The sequence below is a fragment of the Luteolibacter sp. Y139 genome, assembly GCF_038066715.1.
Classification (GTDB): domain Bacteria; phylum Verrucomicrobiota; class Verrucomicrobiia; order Verrucomicrobiales; family Akkermansiaceae; genus Haloferula; species Haloferula soli.
This window is the reverse complement of the sequence record NZ_JBBUKT010000002.1, coordinates 88,796-104,025: the sequence shown is the minus strand read 5'-3', so window position 1 is coordinate 104,025 and position 15,230 is coordinate 88,796. Positions and strand designations below refer to the sequence as shown.

Sequence of the window (15,230 nt, the reverse complement as noted above, 5' to 3'; positions counted from 1 at the left end):
GAAAAAAGCCCATACTACCCATTTAGGAGAATCAGTGATTTAAACACTCGCGAAAAAATGACCCATTATTGATCTTTCCATCCAGAATCACCTGATCTCACCGGGAAAGTTCCGGATCAAACCAGCAGCCCCAGTCGGAACTTTTGCCATCCCCTGCATCCTCAACCACCAGCTCTAAGGAATTCACCCCTTCCACCTTGAGATCGAAGCTTCGCAGCGTTCCAGACTCGGTCTTCTTCGTGCGCCATAGTTCCTTGCCATCAGCCTTCACCACGAAAACGCAGGAGCCTCCATCATTGCCATCAGGTAGACCTGCGCTTCCACGAAGAGTCTTCCACTTCCCCCCAAGCTGCCACGTATGAACCGCTGGCGCATGCGCATAGATCCCGCGCGCAAACAACCGCGACCCGCACGAAAATAACAGATCGCTCTCCGGCAGGATATTATAAGCAGGCCGCCCCCAACCCACCTTGGCCGACGCCGGCTTGGCCTCGGAAAGCCGACATACACTCCCCGCTTCCTCAACCGCTGAAGGCGCAGGCGTCGCCGAAAGCGTGGCCGCACGGACCTTCGCCGCCTCTAACACCGCCGCTGTCGGTTTGGCCGCGTCAACCGCAGCCAAGGCACTCGCCGTCGCCGCCATGTCATGCTTGGCCACAGCCTCGATCAACGGAGCAAGCTGCTTGCGCGCCTGACTCGCAGAGAGATCAACCGTCCCATCCTTCGCCACCAGATAGGGATAGGTGAACGGCGTGCTGGCATTCGCGAATGAACTCGCCGCCCCATTCGCCTGCATCACCACCACCCGGAAGACCCCAGCCTTGCCCGGCTTCAACGCAGTAGCCTCCAGCGTGAACTTCCCCGATGCATCCGGGACCGCCGAGCAAGTCGTCGCGTCATAATCATCGCCGCCCTCGGTATCCATGTAACCCAACACCGCATAAGGCGGCGGATCCGCCGTAACGGTGGCGCTGTAGGTGAACGCCTTCCCCTCGGCAGCAAGCGAAACATCCTTCAAGACCGCATTCGCCGGGCGATCAATCCCTTTCACCGACCCACAGAAGATCGGATGCGACGCCAGCTTTAAGCCATGGGCCAGCGTGAGGAAAGAGCCCTTTCCTTCACCACGCAGCTCTTCCCCGTAACGGCGATTTCCGCTTCCCATCAACGCTGTTCCCCAGATCGCCTCCTCGTCAGGCCGCGCCTCATTGTGCGGCAAGCCCAGCGCATGCCCAAGCTCATGCGCAATCCCACCGATGAAGATCGAGTTGTAGCGACCAATCGAAATATCCCCATACTGCCCGTCCTTCACCCGCGGCTCCTTCTTCGCCAGCGAATCCAGATTCAGAATCGGTGAATCCACCTGCCACGCCGTCCCCTGTCGATTCGAGCCACTCGCATAGTAAGGACTGTTCTGCGAAATGATCGCCTTCCCCGCGTCCCAATTCGACATGTTGCAGAAGATCACGATCGTCTCCTTCTCCGGATCGATCCCCGCGTCGCGAAGGGTCGCGAGACACTCGTTGCGAATCGGCCCGCCGGACTGCACCTCATACTTCGCATACGGCTGCCGACCCTTCACCACGTGCACCTTCATCTTCCCGTCGTCCGCATAGTCGAGCCGGATCGACATCGGCCCGAAACCGAGCCCCTTCATCTCCTTCGCATAGAAGTCCCGGATATTCTCCATGATCGTCCCCAGCCGCTCGCGGTAGTGCGGTGCCGGCTCCCGGTCGGCAGGCGTCCAGTAAACGATGTGCACCTTCTTCTCCGCCCGCACCGGATCCTTCGCCTGCCACGCATCCAGAATCGCCTTCGCCGCCGGCACCTGGGCAGCGATCTCGTCTTGAGGGCTCGCATGGAGAGGCAGAGCAAGCAACAGGGCAGCCAAGGTCAATTTCACGCCATTAAAACGACGAAAATCACCGAAAACATTCAAGGAATTCACCAGCCGTGAATTCTTGGTGAAGGAAAAGCGATTGGATTGCCCGGACCCACCGGCACGGGAGACACTGGGGCCTTCGTCGCCCCATGGGAAAGCTTCTCAGCCACCGGCATCCGTTGCTCTATCGACTCGCCGTGGGCTACCACCGGCTGAAACGGCGGATCGCTTGGCACCGCGACCGGAACCGCATGGCCCGCCGTCATCCGGAAATGCTCCCCTGCCTCGTCAAGCGCCACTCCTCCCGCCTCATCAAGATCCTCGGCGACTCCGACCTCCAGCTACAGCTCAACAAGGTCGTGAACCTTGGAATCGTCACGCCCCTCATCGACGGCGTGCGGATCGCCCCCGGCGAAGTCTTCTCCTTCTGTCGCCTCGTCGGCAAACCAACCCGCGAGCGCGGCTTCCTGGAAGGAATGGAACTCTCGATGGGGCAAGCACGCTCCGGCGTCGGCGGCGGAATCTGCCAGATGGCCAATCTACTCCACTGGCTCGCCCTCCACAGCCCCCTTACCGTCACCGAGCGCAGCGCCCACAGCTTCGATCCCTTCCCCGACCAGAACCGCAGCATGCCCTTCGGCACCGGCTGCGCGGTCTTCTACAACTACGTCGACCTCTGCTTCCGAAACGACACCACTGAAACCTTCCAGTTCAAGATCTGGATGACCGCCACCGACCTCTGGGGCGAGCTCCGCTCCGACCGCGAAATCGCCGAGACCTACAAGATCTACGAAGAGAAGCACCGCTTCCTCCGCCGCGCCGGCGAATTCTTCCGCACCAATGAGATCTGGCGCCGCGTCATGGAACGCAAGACCGGCCGCCACCTCCGCGACGAGAAGCTGAAGGAGAATTTCGTGCGGGTCATGTACCTGCCGGCAGAATGGGACGAGGAATGACGGGTCCACCGACCCCCCATCCCCTTGAAAATCCGAGGCTTTTCCCTTGCCAAGCCCCCTGCCCCTCCCTATCTCGTCCGCCCCTTCCAGCGCCGCCGCCCAATCAACGGGAGACCGAAGGGACCAAACACGCGGTGGGTCTTCCAAAATCGCCCGGCCTGAATCAAGGCGGGACAACCTGTTACAATGATCAACGAACTCATCAGCGATATGGTGGACGCCGGCGTCCACTACGGTCACCAGACCAAGAAGTGGAACCCGAAAATGAAGCCCTACCTCATGAAGGACAAGGGCGGCATTTACATCATCAATCTCGAGCAGACCGTGAAGTGCCTGGACAAGGCCTCCGACTTCCTCTCGGGCCTTGCCGGCAAGGGCAAGAAGATCCTTTTCGTCGGCTGCAAGCGCCAGGCTCAGGACGCTGTCCGTGAAGCCGCGGAAGCCACCGGCCAATACTACGTCAACCACCGTTGGCTCGGCGGCATGCTCACCAACATGACCACCGTCAAGAAGTCGATCGAACGCCTCAAGTGGCTCGAAAACATCGAGAAGCAGCCGGAGTTCAAGTCGATGTCCAAGAAGGAGCTCTCCGCTCTTGGCCGCGAGCGCGAAAAGCTCCTGCGCAACCTCCGCGGCATCCGCGGTCTGGAAGGCAAGCCGGACGCCATCGTGATCGTCGACTCCGCCCGTGAGTCGATCGCCGTCGCCGAAGCCCGCCGTCTGGAAATCCCGATCGTCGCCCTCGTTGACACCAACGCCGACCCGTCGATCGTTCACTACCCGATCCCAGGCAACGACGACGCCGTCCGCTCGATCCGCATCATCCTCCAGAACCTGGTCGACGCCATCGTCGTCGCCAAGAAGGGCTGATCCGTCACTCTTTCCCGGCTGCGGACCAGTGCCGCAGCCGGTTTTCTTCCGCGGATCCGGCCTTCAAACGCCGATCCGCTTTTTCATTCGAATCCCAATACATTTCTTTTTCCCATGATCACCGCATCCCTCGTCAACGAACTCCGCAAGAAGACCAACGTCGGAATGATGGAGTGCAAGAAGGCCCTCACTGAAACCGCTGGCGACATCGACGCCGCCGTGACCTACCTCCGCGAGCGTGGGATGATGAAGGCCGCCGCCAAGGCCGACCGCGAAGCTTCCGAAGGCATCATCGCCGCCCGCCTCTCCGGCGACGGCAAGACCGGCATCCTCATCGAAGTGAACTGCGAGACCGACTTCGTGTCCCGCAATGACAACTACGTCGCCTTCGTCGGTGAGATCGCTGACACCCTCGCTGGCTCCAGCGCGAAGAATCTCGACGAAGCTCTCGCCGTGAAGATCGGCGATATCTCCGTGGAAGACTTCATCAAGGCCAAGACCCTCGAACTCGGCGAAAATATGCGCCTCCGCAAGTTCGAGCGCTTCGACCTTCAGGACGGCGGCGCCATCGCCCAGTACATCCACATGGGTGGCAAGGTCGGCGTGCTCCTTGAAGTCTCCGCCTCCAACGGCGACACCGCTTCCAAGGAAGAGTTCCGCGACCTCGTGAAGGACATCACCCTCCACATCGCCGCTGCCGCTCCGAAGGGCCTGTCCCGCGACGAGATCACCGCCGAAATCGTCGAAGCCGAGAAGAGCGTCTATCGCGCCCAGCTCGCCGCCGAAGGCAAGCCGGAAGCGATGATCGAGAAGATCGTCGAAGGCAAGATCGGCAAGTTCTTCTCCGAAGCCGTGCTCCTCGAGCAGGCCTTCGTGAAGGATCCCGAAACCACCATCAAGAAGCTCGTGGAAGCCAAGGGCAAGGAAGTCGGCGACACCCTCGTGGTGAAGCGCTTCGTCCGCTTCGGCCTCGGCGAATAAGCAAAGCAAAGGTTTCCCGCTGACAACCGCGGCACCCGCGCCCCCCTCTCACCCCGCCCGTCTCCGGTCACTCCGGAGGCGGGCGTTTTCTTTTAAGCTCGGTGGACCGCGTAGCGGTCAAGGAGGGTAGCCGTGGACTTCAGTCCACGGATTAGGCACGTGCAGGGATGGTGTCGCGTAGCGACACAGGAATCGGCAGCAGCCTCACTCTACCTTCCACCCCACCTCCAACTTCACCTCCTCCGCCACCGGCACGGTGAAACCGATGAGATGAAACCCTTCGTTCTGCTCCTCCCTCTCCGTCTTCGGCTTAAGCGAATACTCCTCCCACGATCCTCCCGCTTGATCGCGGCGCTCCATGACCAAACGCTTCCCCTTCTCTTCCAAGACCACCCGCGTTCCCTCGAACGTGGGCTTTGCCTTGGTAACCACCGCCCAACGCACCGGCCCCGTTGGTTTGACGATCGTGTCTTTGACACTCACGCCGAGTGTGAAATCGAAAACCACTGCACGACGCACCTCCTTAGCCTGCCCAGCATAAGCCGTTCCGAGATCGATGCCTGCCTCCGCCTGATCCTTCCCGAACGGCTCCACCCAACGAACCGGACAACCCTCGCCCGGCGCGACCTGCAGCTTCCCATCGATCACCAGCGTGTTGTGCGAGAAGTTGTTCAAGCGAAGGTAATCCCACCGCTGCTTCCCGAAATACCCCGGCATGTTGTAGTCATCCGATCCGAGATCGTGGAACCACCGGACTCCACCTGCCTCATACACAAACGACCCCGCGTCCAAGTGCCCATGGCTCGCCGCACCGGTCCCGCCTTTGATCGCCAGCCACGACGCATCGGCATCCCATCCACTGCGGAAAAACGCAAACGACTGCTCACCACCAAACTTCGCGATCTTCGATATCGCGCCTCCCGCATCTTGCGCTTCAGGCAACCACAGCAAATGCAGCGGGAAAAACCGCAGGTCTCCCGTGGCACCGCTGCCTGTCCCCTCTTTCAAAGACCTCTCTAACATCGACCTCACATGCGCCGCCTGCCCCGCATCCTTGAAATGCGTCGCAATCCAACTCTGCGCCGGTGACGGCACCTCGGCGTTTGGATGGCCGTCGGCATAGTTGAAGGAGACCCGGCTGGGCCCGGTCACATGCCGCATGAAATCTCCGCTCCCACGCAGCACATCCGGCACCTCGATCCCTTTGCCAAGCTGCGCAAGCAGCAGCACCTCATAGTTCGTCCCGTAGTGCCAATACGCAGGCCCTTCAGGATACGCCCCATCCGGCTCGTAGAAGCGTTCGCAGCTCTCGATCATCTTCTTCCCGTGCTCCACCAGCGGCTCGCACAAGCCCGGATCGCGCTCCTTCACCACCTCCGCCGCCAGCGCCATCCCCGTCCCACAGACCTGCGACCAATTGTTCGACGCCTTCACCCACCAGCCCGTCTTTGCATGCTGCTCGCCCACCACCTTCAGCGCCTTCTCTAACAGAGCATCCTTATAGCGCTTCTTCTGCTCATCGCTCAGCGACGGATACAGCCAGTCATACCCGATCGCCACCGCCGTCGCCATCTCGGCCGTATCGAGGAAATGCGATGGATTCCAATCCTTGAGCGCACACGCCGCATCAAGCTCACGGATCGCACGCTCCTTGAACCGGACATCACCCGTCGTCCGCCACGCCCAGCCGCAATAGAGCACATGATGCAGCGCCGCCCGCGACTCCGAAAGCAGTCGCTTCCCATCAGGAATCCGATACTCACACGTCCGCTCCTTCAGCACCTTCTCCGCCCGCTCCACGACGTATTCCTGAAGCTCCTTCGCCAGCGGATCATTCGCGATCCGCTGCTTCACCTCCCCCTCCATCGCCGCCGGAAACAATAACCGCGGATGCACCTCCGCCATCGCCACACCGGCACAGGCCAGCCACACGCAGATCGATCTCGTCATAACGAGGGACTACGTGGCTTCACCGGATTCCCTTACCGGCAAGGCAAAGCGCTTCAAAAATCGTCGTCGCTCTCCTCCAACAGGTAAAACCGATCCTCTAGCTCCTCATCCTCCCGAACGGCCTCCAAAAATTCGTCCATTGTCAGAGCACTGGGGCAGACCTCACCGCAGTCATGCAGGACCGCGACCAGAGCCCCATCCTCGGCAATCGCCACCATATCCCCGTTGGGAAAGTTTCCGATGAATGCGTAAGGATACTCCTTGCCGAAGATCCCCTGCAGTCGCGCTCGCACCTCGTCCCGCTCCTCCTCCGAGCTCACCCAGAACAACGATTGAGCCCCCTTTTTAAGGTAGCTGTCGCGACAAGCGCCAAGAACCCGGTCGAATTTCTCCAGCTCGCTTTTCATGGGATCGACCAAAGCTTTCACCTCCACTCCGTCGCTGCCAGCTCCATCTATCGACGCACTAAACGCCCGCGACATAACTCGCAATTTCCTCGTTCGTAGCCCGCCGCCCGTGTTAGACCACAGCCATCATGACCGACCGCATCGCCCTCCTCGCCGACGGCCGCCTCATCGTGGCCGCCACCGACGGCACATCGAAGCGGCACGACTGCGAATTTGCCGCCGAAATCGAGCGCCGCGAGCAACGCTCCGCCGAGAAGAACTCATGGCTCCGCGGCGACCAGGAAGCACCCGGCGGCATGTTCAATCGCTCCTCGCTGTGGGGTGGAAAAGGCGTTCCGCGCGGTGTCTCCATTCGCCCTCGGGTCGTCGCCGTAGCCGGTGGCGATCGCCCGGAGTCGATGGTCTACGCCCTCTGGACCGGCGTTGTCGGCGCGGTCCTCGATTTCGATTTCACCGAGAACTACGAACGCCGCGTCTTTCACCGCGAACGCTTCCACGTTTCCGAGTTCGACCGCCATCCCGTCGACGGCCGCATCGCCTGCCGCTTCGGTGACGAAGATGTTTCCCATCTCGCCGTGCTGGAGCCAGACGGCCGCCACGCCAAGCCGGTCACCGAAGGCGATTCCATCGACGCATCTCCCTCGTGGGTGCCGGGCAAGGAAGCCATCCTCTATCACTCCGCCGGCCTGTCACGCGATCCAAAGGGCTGCGTCCTCGGCTTCGGCTCCTTCGCCATCCATCGCATCGACCTCGCCAATGGCGACCTCGAAACCGTCCTGGAAAGCCCGCACCACGACTACCTCTCCCCACAATCCGACTCAGCCGGCAACCTCTACTACATCCGCCGTAGTTACGAAGGCCCGGGCGGCCCCAAGCCCTCCCTCTGGGTCACGCTGAAAGACACACTGTTGTTCCCCTTCCGCGTCTTCCGCGCCTTCATCGATTTCTTCCAGATCTTCTCCCACCTCGTCAGCAAGAAGCCACTGACCACCGCAGGCGGACCCAAGCAACAAGGCCCCGAACCCGTCCGCATGTGGATCGCCGGCCGCATGATCGATGTCCAGAAAGCCAGCAACTCCAATTCCCCCGATGGTGCCCTCGCCCCTGCCGACTGGGAACTCGTGAAGCGCACCAGCGACGGCACCGAATCCGTGCTGGCCCGCCACGTCCTCGCCTACGACCTCGCCGCCGATGGCCGCATCGCCTGGAGCGATGGAAAGAACCTCCACCTCATCGGCACCGATGGCGCCAAGCGCAAGCTCCTCAGCGAACCCCTGATCGACTCCGTGAAGTGGCTGGAGCCCTTCGAAGAGCCCGCTTCCTGATCGCAAATTTCCCGTGGCGCGATCCCGGCTCATGGTATCCCTTTTCGAGATCCCATCCCCATCATGAAAAAGCCCATCGCCAAAAACACGATCTGCATCTGGTATGACAAGGACGCCCTCGAGGCGGCGCGCTTCTATGCCGCCACCTTTCCGGACAGCGAGGTCGGAGAGATCAACCACGCGCCCGGCGACTACCCATCGGGCAAGGAAGGAGATGTCCTCACGGTCACTTTCACCGTTCTCGGCATTCCCTGCCTCGGTTTGAACGGAGGGCCGCAGTTCAAGCACACCGAAGCCTTCTCCTTCCAAGTCGCGACCGATACCCAGGAAGAAACCGATCGCTACTGGAACGCGATCGTCGGCAATGGCGGTGAGGAAAGCTACTGCGGCTGGTGCCGGGACCGCTGGGGCATCTCCTGGCAAATCACCCCGCGCACCCTCAGCGAGGCAATGATGGCCGGCGGGGATGAGGCCAAGCGAGCCTTCGCAGCCATGATGGAGATGGGCAAGATCGACGTCGCCGCCATCGACGCCGCACGCCGCGGCTGAGAAGGAATCACATTGTTCTCACTTCCACCTTGGCATCGGAGCCAGAATCGGCACCCTCCGCGCGCCGCGGGATAGCCGTGGCTCCATTCGGGAAGCCCGTGGCACGGGCAGGAAATCGATGGGGAATCCGGTGAAATTCCGGAGCGGTACCGCCACTGTAATCCCAAGCTGCCAACCAGCCAGCTCGGGAAAGCCAGATCGCCAGCCTGAAAGGACACGTCTGACCGAACCCGCGGATCTCGGGTTCACGGATTTTCCAACGACATGTACCAACCAAAGACGGCGTCCCTCCTCCGGACGCTCCCGACGGTCCCCCGCCCTCTGCTGGCGGCGGGAATCACTCTGGCAGCCACCCTTTCCACCCAAGCTGCCGTCATCACGTTCGATGAGCTGAACCCCGGCTCGCAGGGATACTGGAGCGGAGACTACCCCGCTGAAGAAGGCACCGCGAATACCACCTTCAGCTCCGGCAGCGCCACGTTCTACAATAGCGCCACCACCGGTCCCGGATACACCTACTGGTCCGGCTTCGGTTACTCAAATCTCGGTGACACCACCACGCCCGGCTTCGAAAACCAATACAGCTCCTACGCTGGCGGCGGCATCGCCGGCTCCGGAAACTTCGTCGTGGCCTCCGGCAGCTCCATCCCGGGAGAAGAAGGACCGACCATCAATCTCTCCTCGCCCACCGATCTCACCGGCCTCGGTGCGTATTTCACGAATACCACCTACACCGCACTCTCCGTGCGCGATGGCGATGGCTTCTCCCTTCCCTTCGGTGGAACGGACGGCACCAGCCCGGACTACCTCGTCCTGAGTATCCACGGCTACAATGGCGCCACCGCCACCGGCACCGTGAATTTCTATCTAGCCGACTTCCGGGGCGATGCATCTTCCGACTACATCGTCGATCAGTGGAAGTGGGTGAACCTCTCCGCCCTCGGCACGGTGGATAAGCTCACCTTCTCCTTCGACTCGAACGACCAGAGCTTCGGCTTCCTCAACAAGCCCGCCTACTTCGCGATGGACAATCTGCTGTCCATTCCAGAGCCATCCACGGCGCTGGCATCGCTCGCCGGGCTGGCCTTGCTGGCCCGCCGTCGCCGCCGCTAAGCTAACGCGCCATGCGCCGTGCTTCCATCTCCGCGCTTGCGGTGATGCTTCTTCCGCTTTTCCCGGTCACCGCACCGGGAGAAGAGGATGAAGCATTGCCTGACTTGGTCGTGGAAGCGGATCGCGACTCGGTGGTGCCAGAGCACTTCGCCGGCAGCGCCACGGTCATCGATCAGGAAGCGATCGCGAAATCCGGCGTCCGCTCCGTGGCCGACCTATTGGCGACACAGGGCGGCATCCGGCTCACCAGTTCCACGGGCAATACTGCGGACAGCACCGTGCACCTGCGCGGGTTCGGCGAGAACTCGTCGTCCCGCGTGCTGGTCTTGATCGACGGCCGCCCGATCAATCGCCCGGACATGGCCGGCGTGTCATGGTTGGAAGTCCCCATCGCTCGGCTGGAGAAAGTGGAAATCCTCCGCGGCAGCCAGAGCGCGCGCTTCGGCGACAATGCCGTCGGAGGCGTGATCAATCTGGTCACGCGCGGCGGAAGTACGGAGTCCACCGTAGTTGAAGCCGCGGGCGGCAGCGATGGCTACACGCTGGCCAGGCTCAGCCACCGCAGCCTGATCGATGGCAACGGCATCACCTTCGATGCCGAGCGGAATTTCACCGATGGCTGGCGGGACAATGCCTTCAGCGAATTGCAAACCGCGTCCCTCCGCTGGGACAAGCAGCTCGTCGATTGGATCGGCGCGGACTTCGGCGTGTCGTGGGCGGATGAAAGCGGCGGCTTTCCCGGCCCACTCACCAAGCAGCGCTACCTTCTCGATCCCCGCCAATCGATCTACGCGCAATCAGGCCAGGGGGACCAATACTTCAGCGAACAAACGCGCTGGAACGCGGACGGCAAGCTGACCTTCGGGACGAACAAAGGCCCGACCTTCGAGATCCCGCTTTCCATCTATCAGCGCGACCTCGCCTGGAATTTCGGACCGGGCTTCCACACGGACAACCTTCTCGACACCTTCACCCTATCCCCCCGCTTCCAGATCTCCGGCGACTCATGGTCGGCAGAGGCCGGACTCTCCCTGCGGCGGGACACGCTCGATCTTTCCCAATACGCCGAAATCCAGCGACTGAACCGCACCACGGACGCCTCCTTGGAGCGCGACATCGTGGGCATCTTCGCCGGCGCCCAGTGGGAGCCATGGAAATACTGGCACCTTAGTACTTCCGCGCGCTGGGAACGTTCATCCGTGGATGCCAGCGCCCGCAGCTACACCTTCCCGAACGATCCCGCGCTAAATTTCTCCCGCAGCACGGACGAATCCAATACCGCCTTCCAGGCAGGCATCCGTTGGGAACCCAATGACGACATCTCCGTCTGGCTGCGCTACGATCGCCTCTATCGCCTACCCTCGACCGACGAAATCGCCTCCTATCAGGGCTTCCCCCTCACGGTCCCCTTCAATGACCAGTTGCAGGCCGAAACCGGCCACAATATCGAACTCGGCGCGGAATGGACACCCGATGCGTGGACGCTACGCGTGAATGGCTTCGCCCAGTGGCTGGAAGGCGAGATCATCTACGACTACCTCCAGAATCTTAACGTAAATCTCGCCGACACCCGCCGGCTAGGCCTTGAAACCTCGCTCGGCTACCACACCGGGATGTGGGATGCCGCCTTTCATTTCACGGCACTACAAGCCGAATTCCGCAGCGGTCCTTACGACGGAAAAGAAGTCTACCTGGTCCCCAATCGCGAGCTCACCGCGACACTCGCCTGCCATCCGAAGGACTGGCTCACCGTGCAGGCCGAATACCAGCACGTCGGCGATTCCTTCGAAGGAAACGACTTCGAGAACACCCACGAGAAGCTGCCTGCATACGGCGTAGCGAACCTGCTGGTCCGCTACGAGCCCAAGCCCGGACTTTCTCTCTACTGCCGCATCAACAATCTCTTCGACGAGCGCTACGCCACGATCAAATACAGCGGGCTCTGGTATCCCGCCGCCGGTCGCCAGCTACTCATCGGCATCCGCCGCGAACTATGAAACTCCGCCTGCTTCCCTTCCTCATTCCCGCCGTCCTCCACGCCGGTCCCTATTCCGGCGCAGCTGGCACGGCAGGCAGTGAGGCCATCGTAAGGACCGACCCGCGCTTCGTCGCTTGGGCCAGCGGCAACTCGGAGATCACCTACGGCACAGACGTCGACAATACTTGGAAAACTCCCGCCAAGGCCACCGGTCCCGCCACCAACAATACCCTCGATATCGTCTGCCTCGGCAATGGCGGCCGGATCACGATGTACTTCCCCTTCCCGCTAAAGGATGGCTCAGGCGCGGATTTCGCCGTCTTCGAGAATTCCTTCAGCGCCACCTTCCTCGAACTCGCCTTCGTCGAAGTCTCTAGCGATGGCGTGAACTTCTTCCGATTCCCCAGCGCTTCCCTAACAGCAAGCGCCGTGGGTGCCTTCGGCAACGTCGATCCCACCAACATCGACGGCCTCGCCGGCAAGCATCAGGTCGGCTACGGCACACCCTTCGACCTCGCCACCTTGCCGGCCTCGCCATTGCTCGATAAGAACCACGTCTGCTTCGTGCGAATCGTCGATATCATCGGCAACGGAGCCACCAAGGACAGCGACAACCGTCCCATTTACGATCCCACGCCCACGGTCGGAAGCGGCGGATTTGACCTCGAGGCGATCGGTGCCATCAATATCAACAGCGGCGACTTCCGCATGACCGGCTTCACCATCACGGGAAGCACCGCGAATCTGGAGTGGCAGAGCAACCCGGGCAGCTCCTACCGGATCGAGACCTCGGACAAACTCGACAACTGGCAACCCGTGGAAACCCTGGCGGGTAGCATGGATCGCGGGCTTACCACCCGCAGCGCCCCCATTCCCGCCGGACCGAAGCGATTCTGGCGGGTAATCCGGGTTGGCAGCTGAGCGATTCGGCATTGCCGCGAGGCCACCGGCTTTCCATCGTCCTCCCATGGCCGCCACTGAACGCTGGCATGAACGCACCCTGCAGGATGGCGAGTGGCTGTGCGCCAATTTCGGCAATCTCACGCTGGTGGTGCTCAGCATCCTGGGTGAGTGGCGCGTCGCCCCGCTCTACGGCGCACAGTGCTCTTGCCTCGATGACGCCAAGATGCCGCCGGATGACCTCCCCTGGCAGCGCTGGGACCGCGGCGACAACGATGTAAAGCTGCGCTTCCGCCCGGTCTTTCCCGACCGCCCCGTCATCATCCGCCCTCGCGCCGCGCTTAACCTTTCCCCACGCGCGAAGGCAATGTTCTACGTGGGCATCCCCGCCTTCATCGAGCTGACCGCCCACAGCGAGGGCCAGTATGAGGTGCTTCACTCTTGGCCAAGCGACCCGCCGTCAAACACCTGGCACGGCACCCCGATCTCCGGAACACTGTGCTACTCCGTGAAGACCCGCGCACGTCGCCAGTATGTCCCGGAGGACTGGCAGGAAATGTCGATCATCTCCACCGTCGAGATTGCGAACTCTGGCTCGCACATGCTCCCCTTCGAGCGGCTCTTCTTCGAAACCGGCCACCTCGGCGTCTTCGAACACCAGGGCAGGCTCTGGGCAAATCACGCCCGCATCCGCACCGGCGAGAAGAACGATTCGCTGAGCGGCGTGGTCTTCGGCAGCAAGCCTTTCGGCGAAGCCGCCGACGCCGTCTCTCTCTCCCAACCGCGGCTCGGCCGGGCGCGGCGCAGCATGCTGAAAGAGGCCTTCTCCACTTTCCTCGGAGTCACTCACCCGCACGATTGAAATCCGATGCTCGCTGACCTCATCTCCGAGTTCTGGACCAATCCGACCTACCAGCGGATCGCGAAGGTGCTGGTCGTGGCAGTGACCGGCATCCCGGGGGTCATGCTGATCTCGCGGATCGTCGGTCGACTTCTCCGGCACCGGCTCGGCCAACAGGGCGGCGAACTGCTCGGAAAAATCGTCCGCTACACCGGCTACGTGATGGTGCTGGTGGCGATCCTCCAGGAGTTCGGCTTCAATCTTGCCGCCGTCCTCGGCGCTGCGGGCATCGCCGGTGTGGCCATCGGTTTCGCCTCGCAGACCTCTCTCTCGAACCTCATCTCCGGCCTCTTCATCGTCGGCGAGCGCCCCTTTGAAAGGGGAGACATCATCGAAGTCGGCACCATCACCGGCACCGTCGAAGAGATCGGCCTCATGGCACTGACCCTGCGAACCTTCGACAATCGCTCGGTGCGAATCCCCAACGAAATGCTGGTGAAGAACACCGTCACCACGGTCACCCGCTACCCCATCCGCCGCGTCGATCTCACCATCGGCGTGGCTTACACCGAGAAGATCGATCACGTCATGCGCATACTCCGCGAAGTCGCCGACATTCACCCCGCAGTGCTCGATGAACCGGAAACCATCATCGTCTTCAACGGCTTCGGCGAGTCATCACTCAACTTCATGATCGGCGCATGGACCATCAAGGAAGACGTCCTGAAGGTGAAGAATGAGATCCCCCTCCGCATCAAGGAAGCCTTCGACCGCGAAGGCATCGAAATCCCCTTCCCCCACCGCGTCCTCGCCACCGGCAAGGCCATGGAGCCCATCCCCGTCGTCGTGCGGAAGACCAGGCCAAGCTGAACTAACAAACACAGCTTGGCATTTCCGCCCGCTTGGGATTGATAGGTCCCAACATGGATAATCCCTATCAACCTAGTGCCTACGGCAGCTCTTACCCCACGGCCACCGGCTACGTCTCGCCCGCTTTTATCCAAGCGCTTGCCGGCACCAAGCCATGGGTCCGCCTGTGCTCGGTTCTCGGCTTCATCGCGGCGGGAATGATGATCTTCATTGCACTGGCAATGATGGCCACCGGAGCCGTCGGTGGCATGCGCAGCCGTGGCGGCGCCGGTGCCGCGGCGGTGCCGGTGATCATGGGCGTGATCTATCTGGCCATGTCTGTGGTTTACCTCTTCCCATCGTTGAAACTATGGAAATACGGCTCCGCCATCCTGCGTCTGATGTCGAGCCAGTCCGCAGCGGATCTGGAGCAGGCGCTCGAACAGCAGCGCGGTTTCTGGAAATTTGTTGGGATCCTCGCACTGGTTTCGACCTGTCTGGGGCTGCTCGGCGCCGTCATCGCAGGGATCGCGAGCGTCTCAGCCGTGAGTTCGCTCAGCCGTTAACCGGCGCTTGCGACCGCCCCTTCCCCGTGCTGATTCCTAGGGCACCGCATCCCGGATGGATCG

The 15,230-nt window shown here is 61.6% G+C and carries 14 protein-coding genes and 1 riboswitch; of the genes, 11 read left to right on the top strand and 3 right to left on the bottom strand.

All coding sequences use genetic code 11. The features are described 5' to 3' along the window. Positions 1-97: 97 nt before the first annotated feature. Positions 98-1,903, bottom strand: a complete 1,806-nt coding sequence (locus tag WKV53_RS05475; RefSeq protein ID WP_341403348.1) for an NPCBM/NEW2 domain-containing protein — start codon at positions 1,901-1,903, stop codon at positions 98-100. A 128-nt stretch (positions 1,904-2,031) separates the two neighbouring features. Between WKV53_RS05475 and WKV53_RS05470 the strand changes: the two genes are divergently transcribed. The 3 genes from WKV53_RS05470 (at position 2,032) to tsf (ending at position 4,689) form a co-directional block, all read left to right on the top strand. Next, positions 2,032-2,838: a VanW family protein gene (locus WKV53_RS05470; RefSeq protein WP_341403347.1), complete on the top strand. Its 807-nt coding sequence runs from the start codon at positions 2,032-2,034 to the stop codon at positions 2,836-2,838. A 186-nt stretch (positions 2,839-3,024) separates the two neighbouring features. Beyond that, the gene (gene rpsB / locus WKV53_RS05465) at positions 3,025-3,708 is read left to right on the top strand and encodes a 30S ribosomal protein S2 (RefSeq protein WP_341403346.1); all 684 of its coding nucleotides are present in this window, start codon (positions 3,025-3,027) and stop codon (positions 3,706-3,708) included. A gap of 114 nt (positions 3,709-3,822) precedes the next feature. Beyond that, positions 3,823-4,689 carry a translation elongation factor Ts gene (gene tsf, locus WKV53_RS05460; RefSeq protein WP_341403345.1) on the top strand — a complete coding sequence of 289 codons (867 nt, stop codon included), beginning with the start codon at positions 3,823-3,825 and terminating at the stop codon, positions 4,687-4,689. A gap of 204 nt (positions 4,690-4,893) precedes the next feature. On the opposite strand, the gene WKV53_RS05455 is transcribed toward tsf, so the two are convergent. Both WKV53_RS05455 and WKV53_RS05450 read right to left on the bottom strand, forming a co-directional pair. Continuing rightward, a complete protein-coding gene (locus WKV53_RS05455; protein WP_341403344.1) occupies positions 4,894-6,639 on the bottom strand; it encodes a heparinase II/III domain-containing protein in 1,746 nt (581 codons plus the stop codon). A 53-nt stretch (positions 6,640-6,692) separates the two neighbouring features. After that, entirely contained in the window at positions 6,693-7,046 is a 354-nt protein-coding gene (locus WKV53_RS05450) for a hypothetical protein (protein WP_341403343.1), read from the bottom strand. A 128-nt stretch (positions 7,047-7,174) separates the two neighbouring features. Between WKV53_RS05450 and WKV53_RS05445 the strand changes: the two genes are divergently transcribed. From WKV53_RS05445 to WKV53_RS05410, 8 genes are all read left to right on the top strand, one after another. Continuing rightward, positions 7,175-8,371, top strand: coding sequence for a TolB-like translocation protein (locus WKV53_RS05445; RefSeq protein ID WP_341403342.1), 1,197 nt, complete (start codon positions 7,175-7,177; stop codon positions 8,369-8,371). Between the two features lie 75 nt (positions 8,372-8,446). Then, positions 8,447-8,920, top strand: coding sequence for a VOC family protein (locus WKV53_RS05440; protein WP_345789642.1), 474 nt, complete (start codon positions 8,447-8,449; stop codon positions 8,918-8,920). 72 nt (positions 8,921-8,992) lie between these two features. After that, positions 8,993-9,144: riboswitch (cobalamin riboswitch) on the top strand. Between the two features lie 40 nt (positions 9,145-9,184). Continuing rightward, positions 9,185-10,033 carry a DUF4465 domain-containing protein gene (locus tag WKV53_RS05435; RefSeq protein ID WP_341403340.1) on the top strand — a complete coding sequence of 283 codons (849 nt, stop codon included), beginning with the start codon at positions 9,185-9,187 and terminating at the stop codon, positions 10,031-10,033. Between the two features lie 11 nt (positions 10,034-10,044). Further along, positions 10,045-12,030 carry a TonB-dependent receptor gene (locus WKV53_RS05430; RefSeq protein ID WP_341403339.1) on the top strand — a complete coding sequence of 662 codons (1,986 nt, stop codon included), beginning with the start codon at positions 10,045-10,047 and terminating at the stop codon, positions 12,028-12,030. Then, a complete protein-coding gene (locus tag WKV53_RS05425; protein ID WP_341403338.1) occupies positions 12,027-12,932 on the top strand; it encodes a hypothetical protein in 906 nt (301 codons plus the stop codon). Before WKV53_RS05430 ends, WKV53_RS05425 begins: the two co-directional genes overlap by 4 nt. 46 nt (positions 12,933-12,978) lie before the next feature. Continuing rightward, the gene (locus WKV53_RS05420) at positions 12,979-13,773 is read left to right on the top strand and encodes a DUF432 domain-containing protein (RefSeq protein ID WP_341403337.1); all 795 of its coding nucleotides are present in this window, start codon (positions 12,979-12,981) and stop codon (positions 13,771-13,773) included. Positions 13,774-13,779: 6 nt separating this feature from the next. Continuing rightward, complete coding sequence (locus WKV53_RS05415) at positions 13,780-14,622, top strand: mechanosensitive ion channel family protein (RefSeq protein WP_341403336.1); 843 nt, start codon at positions 13,780-13,782, stop codon at positions 14,620-14,622. 53 nt (positions 14,623-14,675) lie between these two features. Further along, positions 14,676-15,167, top strand: a complete 492-nt coding sequence (locus WKV53_RS05410; protein WP_341403335.1) for a DUF5362 family protein — start codon at positions 14,676-14,678, stop codon at positions 15,165-15,167. The last annotated feature ends 63 nt before the right edge of the window (positions 15,168-15,230 follow it).

Bases quoted from the DNA above. Each gene is read 5' to 3' on its own strand.
- WKV53_RS05410 (WP_341403335.1), top strand. From the start codon at position 14,676: ATGGATAATCCCTATCAACCTAGTGCCTACGGCAGCTCTTACCCCACG.
- WKV53_RS05445 (WP_341403342.1), top strand. From the start codon at position 7,175: ATGACCGACCGCATCGCCCTCCTCGCCGACGGCCGCCTCATCGTGGCC.
- WKV53_RS05425 (WP_341403338.1), top strand. From the start codon at position 12,027: ATGAAACTCCGCCTGCTTCCCTTCCTCATTCCCGCCGTCCTCCACGCC.
- WKV53_RS05470 (WP_341403347.1), top strand. From the start codon at position 2,032: ATGGGAAAGCTTCTCAGCCACCGGCATCCGTTGCTCTATCGACTCGCC.
- rpsB (WP_341403346.1), top strand. From the start codon at position 3,025: ATGATCAACGAACTCATCAGCGATATGGTGGACGCCGGCGTCCACTAC.
- tsf (WP_341403345.1), top strand. From the start codon at position 3,823: ATGATCACCGCATCCCTCGTCAACGAACTCCGCAAGAAGACCAACGTC.
- WKV53_RS05420 (WP_341403337.1), top strand. From the start codon at position 12,979: ATGGCCGCCACTGAACGCTGGCATGAACGCACCCTGCAGGATGGCGAG.
- WKV53_RS05435 (WP_341403340.1), top strand. From the start codon at position 9,185: ATGTACCAACCAAAGACGGCGTCCCTCCTCCGGACGCTCCCGACGGTC.
- WKV53_RS05415 (WP_341403336.1), top strand. From the start codon at position 13,780: ATGCTCGCTGACCTCATCTCCGAGTTCTGGACCAATCCGACCTACCAG.
- WKV53_RS05455 (WP_341403344.1), bottom strand. From the start codon at position 6,639: ATGACGAGATCGATCTGCGTGTGGCTGGCCTGTGCCGGTGTGGCGATG.
- WKV53_RS05430 (WP_341403339.1), top strand. From the start codon at position 10,045: ATGCGCCGTGCTTCCATCTCCGCGCTTGCGGTGATGCTTCTTCCGCTT.
- WKV53_RS05450 (WP_341403343.1), bottom strand. From the start codon at position 7,046: ATGAAAAGCGAGCTGGAGAAATTCGACCGGGTTCTTGGCGCTTGTCGC.